Origin of the sequence: Frankia sp. Hr75.2 (genome assembly GCF_949319125.1) — a bacterium.
Taxonomy (GTDB): Bacteria; Actinomycetota; Actinomycetes; order Frankiales; family Frankiaceae; genus Parafrankia; species Parafrankia soli.
The window spans coordinates 1-18897 of the sequence record NZ_CASGGV010000017.1 but is presented as its reverse complement, the minus strand read 5'-3'; the positions used below and the strand labels follow the sequence as shown (position 1 = coordinate 18897).

Genomic DNA, 18897 nt, shown 5'->3' with positions numbered 1-18897 from the left:
GGTGGCGAACAGCCTGGCGGACGCGGCGGCGTCCGCGTCCGCGGATGCCGCCGCCTTCGGCGACATGGGTATGTAACCGCGGCACCAGCTCGTCGGCGGACCGGCCTGCACGGTCGGCCCGCCGACGCCGCTGTCCACCACTCGTCCCACCACTCGTCGACGCTGTGCGCACCGCGGCAGCCGCGTTCGAGAGCTCCCGCTTGGGAACTTGGGAATACGGCGCGGGCAGCTGGCCTCGCCGAAGAGGTTGTCCGCCCATCGCGGACGAAAATGGACAGGGAGGAACATCAACTTCCCGCCACTTTCAACTTATAGCACGCGGGGGGGCTTGCGTCAAGACCCAGGCTGTGCCGCAGAATAGCCAGCCGAGGCCAGATGCCGAGCAGAATCCAGCCGCGCCCGTGAGCGCCAGAATTTGGATCTGAGGTCGCGAGCCTCAGGTCGGAGCCGAGACGTGAACCCCCTGACCACCAGCGCGTTCGACCTTCCCGACCGCCTCGCCGCCAAGGCCGACCCGACGCTGGTCGCCGGCGACGAGCAGCACTTCACGGCCATCGCGGAGAGCCTCGAACAGTCGATCGCCGAGCTGTCCGACCGCCTCGACACCGCGCGCAGGGCGCCCGGCGGCATCGGCCAGGAGGCGATGGACCGGGACCTGGAGATCCACCGGCTGACCGCCCGCCTGCGCGCCCTGCGCCGCTTCGGTCTGGACCTGTGCCTCGGGTACATCATCCGGGTGGACAACCCCGAGCCCGTATACGTCGGACGGCTCGGGCTCACCGACAGCGCGGGCCGTCGCCTGCTGCTCGACTGGCGCTCGCCCGCCGCCGAGCCGTTCTTCGGAGCGACCCACGCCAACCCGATGGGCCTGGCGAGCCGCCGCAGGTACCGCTGGACCCGCGGCCGGATCAGCGACTACTGGGACGAGGTGTTCACCCCGGACGGGTTCGAGGGGCACGCCGCGCTCGACGACCAGTCCGCGTTCATCGCCAGCCTGGGCGGCAACCGCTCCGCCCGGATGCGGGACGTGCTCGGCACCATCCAGGCCGACCAGGACGCCATCATCCGCGCGGGATCCGACGGCGCCCTCGTCGTCGACGGCGGTCCGGGCACGGGAAAAACCGTCGTCGCGCTGCACCGCTCCGCCTACCTGCTCTACGCCGACCCTCGCCTCGGTCACCGCCGCGGCGGGGTGCTGTTCGTCGGTCCGCACCAGCCCTACCTGGCCTACGTGGCCGACGTCCTCCCCAGCCTCGGCGAGGAGGGAGTGCAGACCTGCAACCTGCGGGACCTCGTCGCCGAGGGAGCCACCGCGACGATCGAGACCGACCCGGACGTGGCCCGCCTGAAATCGTCCGCGAACCTGGTGAAGGCGATCGAGACGGCCGTCAGGTTCTACGAGGAACCGCCCACCAGGGGAATGACGCTCACGACCCACTGGGCGGACGTCTGGCTGAGCGCCGACGACTGGGCCGAGGCGTTCGAGGCACCGGACCCCGGCACCCCGCACAACGAGGCACGTGACCAGATCTGGCAGGAGCTGGTCACGATCCTGATGGACAAGCACGACGACGACATCTCGGCGCACCTGCTCCGGAGGTCGCTGCTGCAGAACAGGGCGCTGCTCACGACCTTCAACCGCACGTGGCCGCTGATCGAAGCGGCCGACCTCGTCGGAGACCTGTGGTCGGTACCCGCCTACCTGCGCAAATGCGCTCCCTGGCTCAGCCCCGACGAGGTCCGGCTCCTGCAGCGCGCGGACACCCAGGCCTGGACGGTGTCCGACCTGCCGATCCTGGACGCGGCCCGGCAGCGGCTCGGCGACCCGGAGGCGTCCCGGCGCAGGCGTCGGCAGGACGCCGCCGTCGCCGCCGAACGCGAACACATGACCAAGGTCGTCGACAACCTGCTCGAGGCCGACGACGACGGTGAGGGCCTCGTGACGATGCTGCGCGGGCAGGACCTGCGCGACGTCCTGGTCGACGAGTCCGCGCTGCCCACCACCGACCCGGACCTGCTCGCCGGCCCGTTCGCGCACGTCGTCGTGGACGAGGCCCAGGAGCTGACCGACGCGGAGTGGCAGATGCTGCTGCTGCGCTGTCCGTCCCGCAGCTTCACCGTCGTCGGGGACCGCGCCCAGGCCCGCCACGGCTTCACCGAGTCGTGGCGGGAACGGCTCGCGCGGGTCGGGTTCGACCGGATCAGGCAGGCGTCCCTCAGCATCAACTACCGGACGCCGGAAGAGGTCATGGCCGAAGCCGAGCCGGTCATCCGCACCGTGCTCCCGGACGCCAACGTGCCGACCTCCATCCGCGGCAGCGGCATCCCCGTCCGGCACGGATCCACCTCGGAGCTGGATTCGGTCCTCGACTCGTGGCTCGCCGCGCACGCCGACGGGATCGCCTGCGTCATCGGCGATCCCACGTTCCGGCCGACGTCGCGCGTCCGGTCGCTGACCCCGGAGCTGTCGAAGGGGCTCGAGTTCGACCTGGTCATCCTCGTCGACCCGGAGGCCTTCGGCACCGGCATCGAAGGAGCCGTCGACCGCTACGTCGCGATGACCCGCGCGACCCGGCAACTCGTCATCCTCACGAGCCCCTGACGTCGGCGGGCCTGATCGGTGTGGGATCAGCGAGCCCGGCCGAAGGTTCGGGTGGTGGCGAGGACGGCGAGGCGGTTGTCGGCGCCGGTGTCACGCACCTCGACCCGGCCGAGGCCGTCGCGGACCAGCGCGGTGGCGACGACCGGGCCGACCCGGGCCGGGCGCAGGTAGCGGATCCCCAGGGAGGCGAGCGTCTCGCCCGGGGTGAGGGAGAGCGCCGCCTCCTCGGCGGTCAGGGCGAGCAGCCCACCGTTGATGGTGTTCGACGCGTTGATCGCGTCCTCGGCGCGGGGCAGCGTCGCCACGCCCGGCGCGAGGATCTCGCAGCGGGCCCGCTCGGCCAGCGGTCTGCTCAGCCGTCGGCCCGGGCTCCGGCGCGGCCGGGTCTTCAGGTCCGCCAGATCAGGTGCCATGACCAGGGCGGGGTTCGGGGCGGCCATGAACGAGGTGACGGCGAATCCGATCCGGTCACCGCCACTGCCGGTGAACTCGACCTCCACGACGCCGACCGACCGGCCGGCCTTGACCAGCCGGGCGGCCACATCGATCGTCTCGGACTCGCGCGGCGGGGCGAAGACCTGGACGTCCAGGTCGAGCGTGACGGGGACGCGGGGGGCGAACCGGTCCATGACCGTGTAGCCGGCCACGGTGTCGGCCCAGATCGCCAGGATCGACGTGCGCACGCTCCGCGTCCCGGGGGCGAACAGCTCCGGGACGACCGGTGCCGACCCGTGCCACTCGTCGCCGACCAGGTCGAGGCCGAAGCCGAGCTCGAGCAGGATGTGGTCGTCGGTGTGCGTGACGTACTGGACTTCGTCGGTGGTGGTCATCGCTGCCGCCCCCCGGGCATGACGTGGCTTGCCTCGCCGGGACGACGCGGGTCCGCACCTCGGCTGGAGCCGCTTCGGCTGAGCACTGGTCTCCGATCCGCTCCTCGGCGCACAGCGCGAGCAGGCGTCCGGCCGGCCGCCGAGGAACTCCCTGATCCAACAATATTGACGTCGAAATCAAGGCACGTGGCCGGCGGTGTGGCGCACAACCCACGTCGTACGCCGCGCTCGCTGTCCCGCCGGGGTCCCGGGGCCCCAGCGATGGCGGCCGCCGTCGTCACCGGGCGAGAAGGTCACGGATCACCCGGGCGATCTCGTCGGGGGCCTCCTCCGCCATGAAGTGGCCGGCGCGGGTGAGGCGGTGGTCGAGGTCGGGTGCCCAGGCCCGCCAGAGCGCCTCGGCGTCGAAGCCGAGCTGGGCGCCCCAGTCCTGCTGCACCACGGAGACGGGCATCGCGAACTGCGAGCCGGCGTCGAGGTCGGCCTGGTCGTGCGTCAGGTCGACGCCGGCGGACGCGCGGTAGTCGGCGACGATCGACGGCACCGCCGCGGCGCTCGCTCGCAGGTATTCGGCGCGGACGTCCGCCGGGATCGCCGCCGGATCGTTCGCCCAGGCGTCGAGGAAGAAGCCGAAGAACGCGTCCGCGCTGTTGATGATCATCGTCTCGGGCAGGCCATCTGGCTGCGCCATGAGATAGAGGTGGAAGCCGACCGCGCCGGACACCCCGTGCAACACGTTCCACATGTCGAGGGTCGGTACGACGTCCAGGATGCCGAGGTGCGTGATCGTCTCGGGATGATCGAGCCCGGCTCGGAACGCGACGAGGGCTCCGCGGTCGTGGCCGACCAGCGCCAGGCGTTCGTGGCCGAGCGCCGCGGCAAGCGCCACGACGTCCGCCGCCATGGTCCGCTTCGCGTACACGTCGGGGCCCGTGGCGGGCGGCTTGTCACTTGCTCCGTATCCGCGAAGGTCAGGGCAGATGACCGTGTGCCGGGCGGCGAGGCGCTCGGCGACCTGGCGCCACATGAGGTGGGTCTGGGGGAAGCCGTGCAGCAGCACGACCGGGCCGCCCGTGCCGCCGATCGCCGTCGAGAGCATGGCACCGTCCGCACCGGGCAGGCGGGTGTAGTCGAAGCCGGGGATGGTGAGGGGCATGACGCGCGTCCTTCCGAAGCGGGTGCCGTACCGGGCGAGCCCAGGCTGCGCGGCGCCGGTCAGCGGCGAATCAGCGCGCGACGCCGTGGGCGCGGCGCGGCCGTGAGGATGGGGACATGCGGATCGAGGTGTTGGGCTCGGTGAGGGCACGTCGCGAGGACGGGACCGAGATCGGCCTGCGCGGCCCCCGGCACCGTGAGGTCCTTGCCCGCCTCGTCGCCGCCGACGGACGGATGGTCGCCACCGACACCCTCGTCGCCGACCTGTGGCCCGACCCGCCGGCCGGCGCCGTCGGCGCCCTCCGCACGTTCGTCGCCGCCCTGCGCCGCGCCCTCGAGCCCGAACGCCCGCCCCGGACGCCACCTCGCGTACTGGTGACAGAGGGGCCCGGTTACGCGCTGCGCCTGCCATGGGCGGACGTCGACGCCCACCGCTTCGAGGACGCGCTCGCCGCCGCCCGCCGCTCGTCCGACGCGCTCGCGCCGCTCGGCGTGGCGCTCGCCGCGTGGCGCGGACCGGCCTACGCCGACCTGCCCGACGCCGGGTGGGTGCGCGGCGAGCGCCGCCGGCTCGAGGAGCTGCGGCTGCAGGGCGTGGAGCTGCGGGCGGGCATCCTGCTCGATCGCGGCCACGGGGCCGATCTCGTCGCCGAGCTCGACGCGCACGTCACCGAACATCCGTGGCGCGAGCCGGCGTGGGGACTGCTCGCCCGCGCCCTCTACCGCGCCGGGCACCAGGCCGACGCGCTCGCCACGCTCCGGCGCGCCCGCGCGATGCTCGTCGACCAGCTCGGGCTCGACCCGAGCCGCGCACTGCGCCGACTTGAAGCGGACATGCTCACCCAGTCGCCCACCCTCGAACCGCGGGGCTCCGAACAGCCGGCCACCACCACCCGCCTCGGTCCGCGCACGACCGTGAACATCGCCCGCGCCCTGGCCCTCGCGGGCGGCGACGCGCTCGTGTCCTCCCGGCGCGACCGGCTCGCCGCCGCGCTCGCCGCGGAACGAACGGGCAACATGACGCTGACCGCCCGCGTCATCGGTGCCTACGACGTGCCCGCGATCTGGAACCGTGCCGATGACCCGGTACAGGCCCGCGCCGTCGTCGCCGCGGCCGAACGCACACTCGCCACGCTCGGCCCCGCCGCGCCCGCCGACCTGCGGGCCCGGCTCCTCGCCACGATCGCCGTCGAGAGCCGCGCCGAGGACGCCGCCGGGCCGGCACGGGAGGCTGAGGCGTTGGCACGGTCTCTCGGTGATCCCGCCCTGCTCGCCTTCGCGCTCAACGGCGTCTTTCTGCAGTCCTTCTCCCGGCCGGGACTCGCGCAGCGGCGCGACGACATCGGAGCGGAACTCGTCGCGGTGTCCACCCGGCACGGGCTGCCCACCTTCACGATTCTCGGCCATCTCGTACGCCTGCAGTCGGCGTCGGCCCGCGGTGATCTCGACGCTGGCTCCCAGCACGCGGCCGCGGCCGAGCGGCTCGCCGCCGAGCACGAGTCGCCGCTCGTGCCGGTGCTCACCGGGTGGTTCCGGGCGCTCGTCATCGCGGCCCGCAGCGCCGCGCCCGGCGGGCCGTCCGCCGCCGCGGCCGCGGCCGCCTACCGCGCCGCCGACACCGCGCTCGAACAGGCCGGAATGCCGGGCCTGCACCGCGGCCTGCTACCGCTCGCCCTGCTCGGGCTCCGTCTGCTGCACGACCGCCCCGCCCCGATCGACCCGCGGCTGGACTGGGGCCCGTACACGCCGTGGGCGGCACCGCTCGTGCTCCTCGCGCAGGACCGTCGGGAACAGGCGCGAGCCGCCCTCGCCGCGACGCCCGAACCGCCGCACGACCACCTCCAGGAGGCGCTCTGGTGCCTCACCGCCCACGCCGCCGCCCAGCTCGGCGAGCACGCGATCGCCGGGCGGGCCGCGGCGGCCCTGCGGCCCGCCCGCACCGAACACGCCGGCGCCGCCAGCGGCATGCTCACGCTCGGCCCGGTGGCGCGCTACCGCGGCTAGGCGCCGGCGGTCGCGGCGGGGACAGTGGTGTTACTCAGACCGGCAGGCCGGACCTTCCATGCCCCACCGGGCCGATATGGGCACACTTACTTCTACTTCAGAGCAGATTATGGAGCTAATATGTCCATTCTTAATCCTCGATAGCTGGGAACGCTGGGGGTCGCGATCAGTCTGGGTATGTCCTCGGGTCGGGCAAGGCCGAAAAATGACGGGTTCACCGGTCTGGCTCGACCAGCGCTCCGAGCTGAGGTGATCCGTTGGAGCGCCGGCGAGCTCGTCCTGCCGACAGTGCCCGCGCCGGGCGCCGACAGCCGGGACGCCGCCATCTGTCCGGCATGTGACCAGGGCTGGAACCGCACGACCCGGCGCTGGCCGCGATGAGTTCAGGGCAAGGACGAGGGATGCTGGCCGCGGAGTCGCCTTATGTGGGAAGCAGCACGCTGAACGAGCCCTCGCTGTTTATCTCGTACGCGCATGCGGACGCCATGTACGTCGAACGGCTCGCGCGGTGCCTGGACGGCTTCGGCCTGCCCGTCTGGTACGACGACGGCCTGGGGTGGGGCACTCGATTCACCCAGGAGATCCGGCTACGGATCAGGAACGCCCTCGCGGTCATCGTCGTGATGTCCCCCGCGGCGGAGAAGTCGGAGTGGGTCGAACGGGAGATCCTGGAAGGGCAGCGGCACGACCGGGAGTTCTTCCCGATCCTGATCGAGGGAAGCCGACTGTTCCTGCTCGCGACTCGGCACTACTTCGACGCCCAGAACGGCTCGTTGCCAGGCGAGCGGGAGATCGCGCAGTTGCAGGCGGTCTGCAGGAGCACGGGCACCGCCGGCGGAGACACCCCGACGCTCCTGCTGCGGCCGCCGCACCAACGGGCGTCGACGGTGCACCTCTCCAGGGAAAGATCGTTGGAGAAGCTCGGCTCGCTCTTCCAGGAGGGAGAGCTGGAGCATGCGGACATCCTGACATCGTCGCTGCTGCTCGAGTCGGTGCAGCGGCTGGAGGCCGGCTGGATGCGGCGCCGGGCTGACGGCGAACGACTGCCCATCGACCTGCTGGCCCGGATCGACTCACTGTGGGAGGACGCCTCCGAGGGAAAGCAGGGGTTTCGCGCCCAGATGGCCCGTCACATGGGCCTGCGCGTCGACACCGAGCGGGATTTCGTCCAGCTGGCACAGGCGCTGGGGTGGACGAGCGGCCGCGGAGACACGAATCCACGCTATGGAGCCTTCGTCGGGGCCGCCGGCCGCGGAAACGGATTCTTCCCGACTCTGCGTAATCCGCAGATGGAGCGATATCAGAGCTGGCATGACCAGTGGGTGCAGACAGTCATGGCTGTGCATTTACGGCTACTGAAAGGCGGGGGATGATCGTGCCCTGGTACGGGTGGCTGCTGCTGGTCATTTTTCTCGGCGGTGGGGGGTATCTTCTCTTCATCGGGCTGATAAAGGTACCGCCGGGCCAGGTGGGAGTCGTTCGGGTACGGTTCGCCCCGAGCCACCCGGACGACGCACGCCGGCGGGTGAAGGTGCATGGCTCGCCAGGGGTGCAGGCCGAGCTGCTGAAGGCCGACTGGCTCTACTTCCGGCCGCCGGTGCTGTACCAGATCAGCTATCGGGAAAGGACCAGGGTCCCGCCGGGAACGATCGGCGTGGTCGTGGCGAGGGACGGGGAGACGGCTCCGGTGCACGAGGCGCTTTCGAGGCACGTCGAATGCGACTCCTTTCAGGACGGGCGCGCCTTCCTCCGCAACGGGGGCCAGAAGGGAAGACAGCCCGCGGTGCTGCCGGTCGGCGAGTACGACATCAACCCGGAGCTCTTCGACGTCGTGACGGTGGGGACGATCGGGTCTGGCCGGTACGGCCTCACCGAGAACGACCTGAGAGAGATCGACGTTCAGGTCGGAACCGCCGGAGTCGTGATCGTCCGCGTCGGACAGATGTACGACGACAGCAACGCCGCGGTCGCGCCGCGGGTACCCGGCCATCGCAGTTTCCAGTACCCCTGGGCTTTCCTCGAGAACGGTGGTTGCCAGGGGGTACAGGAGGAGACGCTCCCCGGCGGCGGGAGCTATCAGATCAATCCGTGGTTCGCCCGCGTGGTCCTCATCCCCACCCGGGTCCTCGTCCTGGAGTGGAGCAGGAAGCGGCAGGAGGAGAGCCGCTTCGACTCGGCGCTCGACCAGATCGTGGTCAACGTCGGAGGATTCCCGATCCGGTTCGACATGCAGCAGACCATCCAGATTCCGGCCAGAGCGGCGCCGCGGCTGGTGAGCCAGTTCGGCGAGCAGGAGAAACATCCGGTCGAGCCGGACGACGACGTGACGAGACCCGCCCCGGTGCGCCGGTTCGTCGAGCGTGTGCTGGGGACGACGGCCGAGGGATATTTTCTGAGTACGGCCAGCGAGTACAAGGTGCTCGACTTCCTGAACAGTCACAACGAGGTTCGGCTGGAGGTCGAGCAGAAAGTCCGCCAGGCGCTTGACGAATGGGATATCGAGGCGGTCCGCACCACCCTCGGCGAGTTCGAACCACCCGCGAACCTTGACGAGATCCGCCGGGCGATCGCCAGCGAGCGGGAGCACGCACGTATCCACCGGCACGAGCTGGAGAACGCGAGAATCAAGGCGGAGATCGTCCGGGTCCAGGCGGAGAGCGAAGCGGTCGCCAAAGGAATCCGGAGCACAGCGGAGGCGGAGCACATCCAGAAGCTGGCGGCGGCGGAGCTCGAGGCGAGGATCCAGCTTCTGGGCCAGGATGTCGTGGCGATGGAGCTCCTCCTGGCACAGCTCTCGAAAATGAACGTGCCGACCTATGTCGGCGGCGACGCGACCGCGCTGCTACAGCACATGCCCCTGGAAGCCGCACGCGAAATGATCAACAATGCGATCGCCCGCGTCCAGCAGAAGGAGGTGGCTGGCGCGCCGCCGCGTCCCGGCCCACCCGACGACGGCACCGCCAGCGAACTGACAGCCGGTACCGGTCCGATCTGAGGCTCCCCGGCTGATGAATCAGGCCGTGCGCCCGCATCATCCGCGGCGCGCTTTTACTCGTCGGGCGGGTAGTCGGTGGAGGCGGCGAGGTCACGCTGACGTCCAGGTTCGCCGCGACGTGCCCCCTCACCTGCGGGTCGCATCCGCCGAGGGCGACCAGGATCGCGAAGGTGAGCAGCTCACGGGTGGGGATGTCGACGCCGCCGCGGGTGTACACGCTGGCCGCCTGCGCCGCCCACGTCAGGTGCCGTACCCGCTGCCAGGCAGGACCTGCCAGTGCCTGTATCGGCGGAGCCCGCGAGCCGGATCGTCCCGAGCCTGGTTCGTCCCGAATCCGGCTCGGAGGGGGCTCCTACAGGTTGGGCCGGCGGATGGCGCCGTCGAGCGCCTGGCCCAGCAGGCGGGCGAGGTTGGCCCGTTCCTCCCGGCTGAGGCCGGCGAGGATCTCGTCCTCGACGCTCTCCTGAGCCTGCTCGGCCCGTTCGAGCGCCTCGCGGCCGGTCTCGGTCATCGTGACGAGATGGCGGCGGCGGTCCGCCGGGTCGCGGCGCCGCTCGGCCAGGCCGGCGGCCTCCAGGTCGTTGAGCAGCAGGACGCAGTAGTTGGCGTCGATGCACAGGCCTTCGGTCAGGGCCTGCTGGGTGGTGCGCGCGTGATCGCGCAGGTAGGCCAGGGCCGCCATGTCCTTGAGGCTGATCCCGAGCAGGTCGGGCGTGCTGGCCCGGTGGACGAGCCGCGACAGGCGGGTCAGCAGCACGATCGGCCCCGTGGTTGAGGTGGCTTCCGGCATCGAACTATAGTAGCGGCATCGACATCATCACTGATCCGTGATGATTAACATGACGTGATTATCGATGCCCGATGACCAACCACGCTCCGACTCCCCCGGAGGAGATCCCCTCGATGACCGACGCAGTCGATGTCTGACCCCACGCTGGCCGCAGTTACCGGCGGAGCCGACCGGCGCCGGTGGATCGCCCTCGTGGTCGTGTGCCTGGCCATGCTGATGAACGCGCTCGACTCGTCGATCGTCAACGTGGCGTTGCCGTCGATCCAGGGCGACCTGCACTTCAGCCAGTCCAACCTCACCTGGGTCGTCGACGCCTACCTGATCGCCTTCGGCAGTTTCCTGCTGCTCGCCGGGCGCCTCGGCGACCTGGTCGGCCGCAAGCGGGTGTTCCTCACCGGGGTCGCGCTGTTCACCGCCGCCTCGGCGCTGTGCGCCGTCTCCCCCAACCAGGGCACGCTGATCGTGGCCCGCTTCGCCCAGGGGCTCGGCGGCGCCGTCTCCTCGTCGGTGATCATCGCGATCATCGTCACCGAGTTCCCGAACGCGACGGAGCGGGCCCGGGCGATGAGCGCCTACATGCTCGTCGCCGTCGGGGGCGGGTCACTGGGGCTCGTGGCCGGCGGAGTGCTCACCCAGGCCGTGAGCTGGCACTGGATCTTCCTCATCAACGTCCCGATCGGGGTCGCGACCTTCGCCCTCGGGGTCGTCCTGATCGAGGAGAACGTCGGTCTCGGGGTGGGCCGAGGAGTGGACGTCACCGGTTCCCTGCTGGTCACCGCGGCGCTGCTGCTCGGCATCTACGCGATCGTCACGGCGGCCACCCACGGCTGGGCCTCGGCCCGGACACTCGGGTACTGGGCCGTCGGGGTTGTGCTCCTGGCCGCGTTCTTCCTGGTCGAGGCCCGGCGGAGCAATCCGATCATGCCGTTGCGGATCCTGCGGGTGCGCAGCCTGGTCGGCTCCAGTGTGGTGCGCGGATGCCTGTTCATCGCGATGTACGCCGTCTTCTTCTTCGGCGCGCTCTACCTCGAGCAGGTCCGCGGCTACAGTCCGCTGCGCACCGGGCTCGCGTTCCTGCCGATGTCCCTCGTCGTCGCGGCCCTGTCGATGGGCATCGTCAGCCGGCTGCTCATCCGCTTCGGAGCGATGAACGTGCTCGTCCCCGGACTGGTCGCGGTGATCGTCGGCCTGTTCCTGCTGACCCGGGTGGACGAGCACACCAGCTACGCCGCCGGCCTGCTCCCGGGGCTGCTGATCCTCGGTCTCGGCATGGGCGTCGCGATGGTCCCGCTGCTGTCGATCGCCATGGCGGACGTCCCCCCGGCCGACGCCGGGCTGGCCTCGGGAATCGTCGCCGCACGACCACCCCGGCCGACGTGGCCACCGGCGAGCACGCCGCCAGGGTGCCCGCCTACTCGGCGACAGCGCGCCGACGTCCGCCGGTGGATTCGCGGGCCAGTAGCCGCCGGGTGATGGCTTCCAGGCGGGACGCCGCCGAACCGCTGAACGACGGGCCGTCCACGCTGATGCGGCGTCCTTCGACAAAGGCGCTCAGTGGGTCGGGGGCGGCGCGTCAAGGAGAGGCGGAGATCAACCAGTTTCCCGATCTGCTCGACATCATCCAGGGACGTGCGGCGAATCCGGTCACCGAGGCGCTCGCCGACCGGTTGACCCGACTGACGCTGGCGGGGAAGCTGCGGGTCGGCGACCCGTCCGCTTCCCGGCCGCCGCACCGAGGCGATAGTGCATCCGTGCCAGAACTAGCCGAAGGCCCGCACCGCGTTGTACATCAGCAGGGCTGCGCGCTCGCAGGGCATCATGACACCGAGCCAGTTCACCTGCGGCTGGCCGGCCGTCACGCAGGTCGCCCGCAGGTCGACGAGGAACTGGTTGTCGATCGCCAGCCGCCGCTGCCCGGTGGGGTCGACCGCGGGGCCGTTCAGGAAGTTGCGGTAGCCGAAGTCGTGACGCAGGCAGGGGTCGGCGAACAGGTCGTCCACCTCGGGCGGAGTCGGCCCGCTGCATCCGTCGGTCGTCCACACCAGGATTCCTGACGGACCGGCCGCCCGCGCGTTCCGCACGACGACGAAGTCGGCCAGCGGGAGGCTGTACACGCTCGGCACGTCGACGGCGGGCACCTCCCCGCCGGGCACCCGGTGGACGTCGGTCTCCGTACCGGTGGCGAACACGGCGCCGCCCTGGAAGTAGCTCACGCTGTCCGCACCGACCGCGGGACGCGGGTCGAGCAGCGGATTCCCGAGCGGCCCGGTCGGGCCACCGAGTTGCGCGTAACGGTCGTAGACCGGGCCGCACACCTTGAAACCGCCCACAACGTGACAGCCGCCGGATCCGGCACCCGCGGTGGACGCCGCCGCCGCGACGGACTGGCAGCCGGCCGCAAGCAACGCGAGCACGGTGCAGGCGAGCGCGGTGGCGGCGGCGGGGCGGCGCCCCAGCCGACGTCGCACGGCGGGGGCCCGACGGTCTGACATGATCTGCTCCTTTTCGACCAGTCGACGGTAGGTCGAAAAGGGCCCCTGGGGCACGATGTGCCACTGTGCGGTAACCGACAGGTCGGCTGGCGTACAGCCGCCCGGACGCCGGCGGGCCGGGCCGGCCACCCCGAACCGCATTCAACCGGGCTATGGAACAGCCTTCAGGGAAGTGTTTCGCCGAAGGCTTTCAACCAACCGGGCGGCGGAATGCCGTACGGGCGTAGCCGGGTCTGGCTGCCGTCGTCGACCAGCACCGCCTGGCCGTCACGCAGCCTGGCCGTCGGCCGTCCGATCAGCGCACTCACACGATCGTCGAAAGAGTCACTGTAGCGGCGGGTGAGTACGATGCCGAACTGGTTCAGAATATCCCGGTGGACGCGGCGCAGCCCATTGCGGTCGATCGTCGCGATGACGAACACGCCTACTTCGGAGCCCTGCTCCAGCAGATGGCTGAGCGGCACACCCACTCCGGCCGCGCCATAGCCTTTCGGGGAGGAGTCGAGCTCACGGCAGCGGTGCAGGCCGTTGAGTATGAGCACCCTGCAGTCGGCGATCGAGGTCATGGTGTACGCGTCGTCCGCATGCCTCTTTCGCACAAGGTCCGCGAGGGACTCGATCCGCTCCAGGCAGTGTGTGGCGCTCCATCGGCGCAGGCCGGGGAGGACAGCTCCCAGCTCGGCATGGACAGCGGTGTAGCGGTGGTCCACCGGGGTGAAATCGATCAGGGTGATGGCGTCCGCGTGATCCGCGTGGCCTGCCTGAGCCCCCTGATCGGCGTGATCAGCATGATCCGGAGACGCGGTGCTCCGGCCCACGCCCAGCGTGGCGAGCGCCGCGGCGGTCGATGTCAGTACACCGACGTTCGCGGCGTCGTCACCGATGACCAACATCGTGCGATCGGCACTCGGGGTGAGGTCGACGCACACCGGGGCCGACAGCCCCATCGGCTCGCCGAGCCAGATCCGAATCGTCTTCGCCGGGGTCGACTGAGCACGGGCCAGCTTTTCGAAGATCCCGTCACGGGTGATGTCACCGGGCCGGTCACCGTCGTACACCGCGGGAACACGGACGTGGTGCCGTGCGTGGGCGAGCTTGCGCATGGCCCCGAGCATCGCCGTGCGGGTGCCGGCCTCGATGAAGGCGATCTGGAACTTCGTGTCACGACCGAGCTGGCCCGAGCTGGGATTGTAGATCGCTTCACCCCGAAGGCCCAGCTGACTGGCGCTGGGATTGTTCTCGGCGAGTACCCGGCGGCTGACCTGGTCATCGCAGCGCAGCGCGACCCGCACCTCCATCTGCCGGACGGTGCTACCGCCCATGACGACCGGGCTGCTCGGCGTCTGCGACGAGAGCAGTACGTGGATCCCGTACGCCCGACCCATGCGGACGAGGGTCTCCAGGCTGGCCGCCGCGTCCCGGCCGACCGCGTCGTCGACGTCGAACAGGACGTGGAACTCGTCGACGACGAGCAGGATCCGGGCGAGCCGTGGGTCGCTGGCCCCGTTCGCGGCCCTGGCCCGGGCGCTCCGGTAGTTGGCGAGTTTCTCGACCCCGTATTTTTTGAAGAGCTCCGCACGGAAATCGATCTCCGTCAGTAGTGTGCGCATCGTTTCCAGGCCGAACTCGCGTTCGCTGTGAATGGCCACCTGGCGGGCATGCGGCAACTGCCGGACGGCATAGTCCTGGAACTCGATGCCCTGCTTCAGGTCTACCAGGTAGAGCTCCAGTTCCGCCGGGGAGTAGACGGTCGCCGCGGCCAGCACGATCGTGTGCAGCAGGGTCGTCTTTCCCGAGCCGGTGGTACCGGCGACCATGACGTGATTGCGGGTGCCCTCACCCAGCCGCATGGCCATGACGTCGTCCAGGCTGTACGTCCCGATCGGGATCACGAGCCCGTCGGAGGCATCGCCCTGCCACCAGGTGGCCGGATCGCCCGCGTCGACCGGTCGCTCCATACCGGCGATGCCCCCGAGCTCGGGTCTGGTCGCCGCCGGCACCAGCGACAACACGCGGTCCAGGGAGACGACCACCTTGCCGGCGTCACGCGCCCGATCCGCGACACGGTCGACGATCGTTCCCAGCATCCGGGACGTCTCCCAGGTCGGCTCGCGCGGATGCTCCAGCACGAGCTCCCACCGGTCGGCCGCCGGCGACCCCGCCGCGGCCGGCCCGGGCCTGGCCCGCCCTCCCCCGACCAGCTCCAGGTGGTGGGGATGCTCGGGGTCATCGTCCGTGATCATCAGGACGGTGTAGACACCGCACCGAGGGCCGTTCGCCATGACCTGGTCGAGCCGGGTAAGGCTGTCCGGCGTGGTGAATCCGCGAGGGTAGTCGAAAACCACCACGACGTGGTAGGGCTCAGGGCGCGCGTCAACCAGCTGGTTGTAATCGACAAGCGAGTCCAGCCGGTGCGGGCCCAGCAGGTCCCGTTCGATCCGCCCGATGCGCCCGACCAGCTCGGCGAGCCTGCCCTCGATCTCGTGATAGTCGATGAGCGGGGTCTCCATGAGCCGCACGTCAGTCGAGTTGAGCCCGGAGAGCGACCGCACGGACCGACCCAGCGAGATCGAGTCGACAACCGACAGCCGCAGCTGGCCGGGTGGGATCGAGGCCAGCATCCGGCCGATCAGGCCGAGCGCGACGTCGGAATGTTCGGTGTTCGCGCGACCGGCCTTGACAACGAGGTTGGTCGTGCGGGGAAACGGCAGGAGGGCGGGCACGACGAGTTGCCCGCCGTCATGCCCGGCCCGGATGTACCACCCGATTCGCAGTCCGTCGACGGGTGTGGAGACCGGGGACCACGTACTCCAGTCAGCGTCCGCCGGCAGACTGATCCCGTCGAGGTCGGCGCGGACCGCGGCGACCTCCGCCTGGAACAGCGCCAGACTTTGCCGCCAGGCGCGCTTCGCGGCCGCGACGGCGTTGCCGTGGCTGGCCCGGGCGTTCTGGGCGGCCGTCCGCACCTGCGCGTCGAGGTCCTCGGTCGCCCGTACGATCAGTTCGTCAGCGCGTCGAACGGCAGCTACCGCGACCCTGGTCCAGTGCCGTTTGCTTCGCAGTGGCGAACGCAGGCGACGAACGGCCAGCGCCAGCGCGTCGACGACCTCCGTGGCGCTGTGCTCGGGAACGGGGCCGTGCTGGCGGCCTTCCTCGGTCTCCCATAATCGCGGTCGGGAAACGAGGATGTCACGCACCTCGGTCACCCGGCTCTCGACCTCTTGCGCGCGCCAGTCGGCCCACTTCGCCACTGCCTGGCTGCGCTTCTTGCCCACTTTGTCGCGCTCTCCGGCAAGCGCCGCGTCGGCCTCGTTCACCGCACGGTCCGCCTCACCGACAATGCGGTCCGCATCGGCACGTAGCCGCTGCAGCCTTTGGATGAGATCTTCGCGGCCCGCCTGCGCCTCACTCATCCTGAGCGCCCACCGACCGCCGCGGCCCGTCATCCTGGACGTCCGCCCACCACTGCGGCCTGTCGTCCTGGGCATCCGCCGACCGCCGCGGCCTGTCGTCCTGGCGGCGGCGGCGCGAGCGAGCCTCGTTCTCCTGTTCGGCGAAGATCCGGTTGATGTCACCCACAGCCTGGTCCATGTCTGTCGACGTCCTCGCGAACTCCGCGAGTTCCGCGGCCATGGGCCGGGCGTAGTGCTCCAGATAGCGGTGGCCGGGCGTGTCGGTCCAGCTCCGCGTCAACTCGGTGAGGGCCCCGCTGAAACGAGCCAGGACATCACCCGCGATCTGGACGGATTCGGTAAGACGGCTGTACTCCGCGGGCCGGTGCAGCGGTGCGTCAGGATCCATCGGACTACCCGATGCCGGAGAAGGGACTGGCAGACCCGGTCAGCGCGGCGGAGACCAGGCTGGGGAGATCCGAGTTGTACTCGTCGAGCAGATCGACTCTGCAGGTGAGCAGGAAGGTCGCGCTCGTTGCGAGGTCACGGAGCGCGGCCGCCCTCGCTGCCGCGAACTGGGCGCGGCCGACCTCTGCCTGGACCCGGTCACGCAGCGAGAGTGCGGCGCTCACGCGCTGCTCGGCCCGGTGTGCCTCGACCCGGGCCTCCGCGAGCCTTCCCATGGCCTGGTCCAGCCTGCGGGTGGCGAGGGCCAGGCCCGCCTCGGCACGCGCGACGGCCGCCATGGAACCGGAGACATCCGCCGGCCGCGGGTTCATCCCCTCCCGGTCGGTGCCGCCGCGTTCCGTGTGGGCTCGTTCGAGCTCCGCCTGGGCCCGTGCCAGCGCGTGGCGCGCGTGCTCGACCGCTGTCTCCGCGGTCCGCACCGCGTTCTCGGCCGACGCCAGCTCCCGCCTGGCCTCGTCGTACTCGATGCGCCGCGACCGCACGTTCTCCTCGGCCCGATCCGTCAGCGCGGTCAGTCGGCTGACCATCTCGGCGACCACGTTGTCGATACCGGCCACCGTGGTCGCCATCACCTCCACATGCCTGTTGAGCACGGCGGGGTCCGCCGATACGAGTGACACCTGCATCCCGCCCCGTTAAGTCCGTCCGCCCCGTAGCGTCGCGACCGCTCAGGAGGACAAGTTGAGATAGTCGTTGAGCGGCTCGGTCTTCCGGCGCACCTTCTGGGCGATATCGTTCGAGGTGCTGAGGAAGGCGCGGAGCCTGTCAGCCATCTCCGCGACCTCGGACGCGAACTGCTGCCCCTGGGCATCCTGCCAGTCAAGACCATCGAAATGGGAACGAAGCCTGCCGATCTCGCCGAGCATGCCCGTGCTGAAGTCGTTGAGATGCGTGGCGAACTTGGCCATGGCATCCGGGTCGGCGTGCACCTGTCGGGTCATCGATCCTCCGTTCCTCGGGCCGCGGCGCCGAATGTCGCCTTTTTACGGGATCTGAAAGCCAGACAAAATCATTGTCGCAGCCCGGACTCCGCGGCGCAGCCCTTTTCTGCAAGCCTGGTCGGCCGGCCAGCGCCCAGTGCCCGAACCCGCTTGTTCCGAGGTCTGGTCACCGATGCCGTCCCGACGGAGGCAGAATGCTCGGCGGAAAAACCTCGGAGCATCAGCTCAGAAGAGCACGCTGCCGGTGGGTGACTCGCCGAGGCGGTAGCAGGTGTCGCTGTCGCGCAGGTAGCCGAAGGCGAACGCCTGGGCGCGCTGGCGGGGCGTGCCGTGCGCGCCGTCCGAGGTGGCGGTCTCGCGGTCGAACCAGCCACGGTCGCGGGTGTCACCGAGGGTGAAGAACAGCAGGGCGCCGGAAAAGGCGTCGCCGAGGTCGAGCCGGTCGGCGTCGGTGGCGAAGCGGGCCTCGTCGCCGGCGAGGCAGTCGGCCTGGTTCTCCTCCGCGCGGGACACGACCCCGGTCCGGCCGGAGTGGGTGGCCGCCCGGTGGGCCAGCTCATGCATGATCACGTACATCGGGTAGGACGGGCCGCCGGCGTCGTGCAGTTCGGTCATGAAGTCGACGCTGTACGCGACGGTGTCGTCGAGTGGGCAGTAGAGGGCGTTGCCGGCGAAGGCGGCCGGGTCGGTTTCGCCCTCTCCGCAGGCGATCGGTGGGATCTCGCCGTCGCGGTAGGGGACGAAGCGCGGCGCGGTCCACTGGTCGCCCAGCTCACCGGCCCAGTAGGTGTTCACCGCACCGGGACACCCCGCCGGTTCGGAGATGATCGCCTCGACGTCCTGAACTGTCTCGACGGGACCGCCGCAGCTCCCGGCGGGCGCGGTCAGCTCCGCGGCCGGGGCGGCGCCGTCCCCGGCGGCCGTCGACTCCAGCCCGGCGCATCCAGCCAGCAGACTGCCGCCGAGTGCAGCGGCGAGCATGCCCGCCAGGACCGTTCGCCTGACTCCCATGCCGCCCACCGTATGAGCCCGTGTGGGCACATGGCCCGGTTCGTCGGCACTCGGACAGATCTGGTCGCGGGCCCCGCCCGCACCGTGGTGTTCGAGTGGCGGCCGCCTCCGGCCCCGCCGCCCACCGACCATCGCCCGCCGGCCTCTACCACCCGGGGTTCTCGCCGACCCACTCCTTAGTAAGTGTTCACTTGTGTCTTTGAGTCAACGCGGCTAG

General features: G+C 70.5%; 15 protein-coding genes. 5 read left to right on the top strand and 10 right to left on the bottom strand.

All coding sequences use genetic code 11. The features are described from left to right. The first annotated feature begins 454 nt into the window (after window positions 1-454). On the top strand, window positions 455-2602 hold the full coding sequence (helR, locus tag AC559T_RS01960) for an RNA polymerase recycling motor ATPase HelR (protein ID WP_112109145.1): 2148 nt from the start codon (window positions 455-457) through the stop codon (window positions 2600-2602). Window positions 2603-2628: 26 nt separating this feature from the next. On the opposite strand, the gene AC559T_RS01955 is transcribed toward helR, so the two are convergent. Together AC559T_RS01955 and AC559T_RS01950 are read right to left on the bottom strand one after the other, a co-directional pair. Next, window positions 2629-3432 (bottom strand): PaaI family thioesterase, encoded by an 804-nt coding sequence (locus tag AC559T_RS01955; RefSeq protein WP_112109146.1) that lies wholly within the window; start codon window positions 3430-3432, stop codon window positions 2629-2631. A 277-nt stretch (window positions 3433-3709) separates the two neighbouring features. After that, entirely contained in the window at window positions 3710-4588 is an 879-nt protein-coding gene (locus AC559T_RS01950) for an alpha/beta fold hydrolase (RefSeq protein WP_498867532.1), read from the bottom strand. A 116-nt stretch (window positions 4589-4704) separates the two neighbouring features. Between AC559T_RS01950 and AC559T_RS01945 the strand changes: the two genes are divergently transcribed. The 3 genes from AC559T_RS01945 (at window position 4705) to AC559T_RS01935 (ending at window position 9586) form a co-directional block, all read left to right on the top strand. Further along, the gene (locus AC559T_RS01945) at window positions 4705-6591 is read left to right on the top strand and encodes an AfsR/SARP family transcriptional regulator (RefSeq protein WP_498867531.1); all 1887 of its coding nucleotides are present in this window, start codon (window positions 4705-4707) and stop codon (window positions 6589-6591) included. 401 nt (window positions 6592-6992) lie between these two features. Then, complete coding sequence (locus tag AC559T_RS01940; RefSeq protein WP_498867530.1) at window positions 6993-7964, top strand: TIR domain-containing protein; 972 nt, start codon at window positions 6993-6995, stop codon at window positions 7962-7964. Further along, window positions 7961-9586 (top strand): SPFH domain-containing protein, encoded by a 1626-nt coding sequence (locus AC559T_RS01935; RefSeq protein WP_498867529.1) that lies wholly within the window; start codon window positions 7961-7963, stop codon window positions 9584-9586. The genes AC559T_RS01940 and AC559T_RS01935 overlap by 4 nt, the downstream gene beginning before the upstream one ends. Here the strand turns inward: AC559T_RS01935 and AC559T_RS01930 are convergent. Next, complete coding sequence (locus AC559T_RS01930) at window positions 9471-9830, bottom strand: carboxymuconolactone decarboxylase family protein (RefSeq protein WP_498867533.1); 360 nt, start codon at window positions 9828-9830, stop codon at window positions 9471-9473. The two genes, AC559T_RS01935 and AC559T_RS01930, sit on opposite strands and share 116 nt — an antisense overlap. Before the next feature lie 108 nt (window positions 9831-9938). Further along, window positions 9939-10376, bottom strand: a complete 438-nt coding sequence (locus AC559T_RS01925; protein WP_498867528.1) for a MarR family winged helix-turn-helix transcriptional regulator — start codon at window positions 10374-10376, stop codon at window positions 9939-9941. Window positions 10377-10505: 129 nt separating this feature from the next. On the opposite strand from AC559T_RS01925, the gene AC559T_RS01920 reads away from it, so the two are divergent. Beyond that, window positions 10506-11849 (top strand): MFS transporter, encoded by a 1344-nt coding sequence (locus tag AC559T_RS01920; protein WP_498867527.1) that lies wholly within the window; start codon window positions 10506-10508, stop codon window positions 11847-11849. A 287-nt stretch (window positions 11850-12136) separates the two neighbouring features. Here AC559T_RS01920 and AC559T_RS01915 read toward each other — a convergent pair whose 3' ends face one another. From AC559T_RS01915 to AC559T_RS01890, 6 genes are all read right to left on the bottom strand, one after another. Further along, entirely contained in the window at window positions 12137-12868 is a 732-nt protein-coding gene (locus AC559T_RS01915) for a phospholipase A2 (RefSeq protein ID WP_498867526.1), read from the bottom strand. Between the two features lie 164 nt (window positions 12869-13032). Continuing rightward, a complete protein-coding gene (locus tag AC559T_RS01910) occupies window positions 13033-16281 on the bottom strand; it encodes an FtsK/SpoIIIE domain-containing protein (protein WP_498867525.1) in 3249 nt (1082 codons plus the stop codon). Beyond that, on the bottom strand, window positions 16274-16669 hold the full coding sequence (locus tag AC559T_RS01905) for a hypothetical protein (protein ID WP_112109153.1): 396 nt from the start codon (window positions 16667-16669) through the stop codon (window positions 16274-16276). Before AC559T_RS01905 ends, AC559T_RS01910 begins: the two co-directional genes overlap by 8 nt. Window positions 16670-16673: 4 nt before the next feature. Continuing rightward, entirely contained in the window at window positions 16674-17348 is a 675-nt protein-coding gene (locus AC559T_RS01900; protein WP_498867524.1) for a hypothetical protein, read from the bottom strand. 48 nt (window positions 17349-17396) lie between these two features. Then, window positions 17397-17669: a WXG100 family type VII secretion target gene (locus AC559T_RS01895; protein ID WP_131802466.1), complete on the bottom strand. Its 273-nt coding sequence runs from the start codon at window positions 17667-17669 to the stop codon at window positions 17397-17399. A gap of 225 nt (window positions 17670-17894) precedes the next feature. Further along, a complete protein-coding gene (locus AC559T_RS01890) occupies window positions 17895-18680 on the bottom strand; it encodes a neutral zinc metallopeptidase (protein ID WP_071066671.1) in 786 nt (261 codons plus the stop codon). Window positions 18681-18897 lie beyond the last annotated feature (217 nt).

Coding starts and splice junctions, on each gene's coding strand:
- AC559T_RS01955 (WP_112109146.1), bottom strand. CDS start 3,432: ATGACCACCACCGACGAAGTCCAGTACGTCACGCACACCGACGACCAC.
- AC559T_RS01950 (WP_498867532.1), bottom strand. CDS start 4,588: ATGCCCCTCACCATCCCCGGCTTCGACTACACCCGCCTGCCCGGTGCG.
- AC559T_RS01945 (WP_498867531.1), top strand. CDS start 4,705: ATGCGGATCGAGGTGTTGGGCTCGGTGAGGGCACGTCGCGAGGACGGG.
- AC559T_RS01940 (WP_498867530.1), top strand. CDS start 6,993: ATGCTGGCCGCGGAGTCGCCTTATGTGGGAAGCAGCACGCTGAACGAG.
- AC559T_RS01935 (WP_498867529.1), top strand. CDS start 7,961: ATGATCGTGCCCTGGTACGGGTGGCTGCTGCTGGTCATTTTTCTCGGC.
- AC559T_RS01925 (WP_498867528.1), bottom strand. CDS start 10,376: ATGCCGGAAGCCACCTCAACCACGGGGCCGATCGTGCTGCTGACCCGC.
- AC559T_RS01920 (WP_498867527.1), top strand. CDS start 10,506: ATGTCTGACCCCACGCTGGCCGCAGTTACCGGCGGAGCCGACCGGCGC.
- AC559T_RS01915 (WP_498867526.1), bottom strand. CDS start 12,868: ATGTCAGACCGTCGGGCCCCCGCCGTGCGACGTCGGCTGGGGCGCCGC.
- AC559T_RS01910 (WP_498867525.1), bottom strand. CDS start 16,281: ATGAGTGAGGCGCAGGCGGGCCGCGAAGATCTCATCCAAAGGCTGCAG.
- AC559T_RS01905 (WP_112109153.1), bottom strand. CDS start 16,669: ATGGATCCTGACGCACCGCTGCACCGGCCCGCGGAGTACAGCCGTCTT.
- AC559T_RS01895 (WP_131802466.1), bottom strand. CDS start 17,669: ATGACCCGACAGGTGCACGCCGACCCGGATGCCATGGCCAAGTTCGCC.
- AC559T_RS01890 (WP_071066671.1), bottom strand. CDS start 18,680: ATGGGAGTCAGGCGAACGGTCCTGGCGGGCATGCTCGCCGCTGCACTC.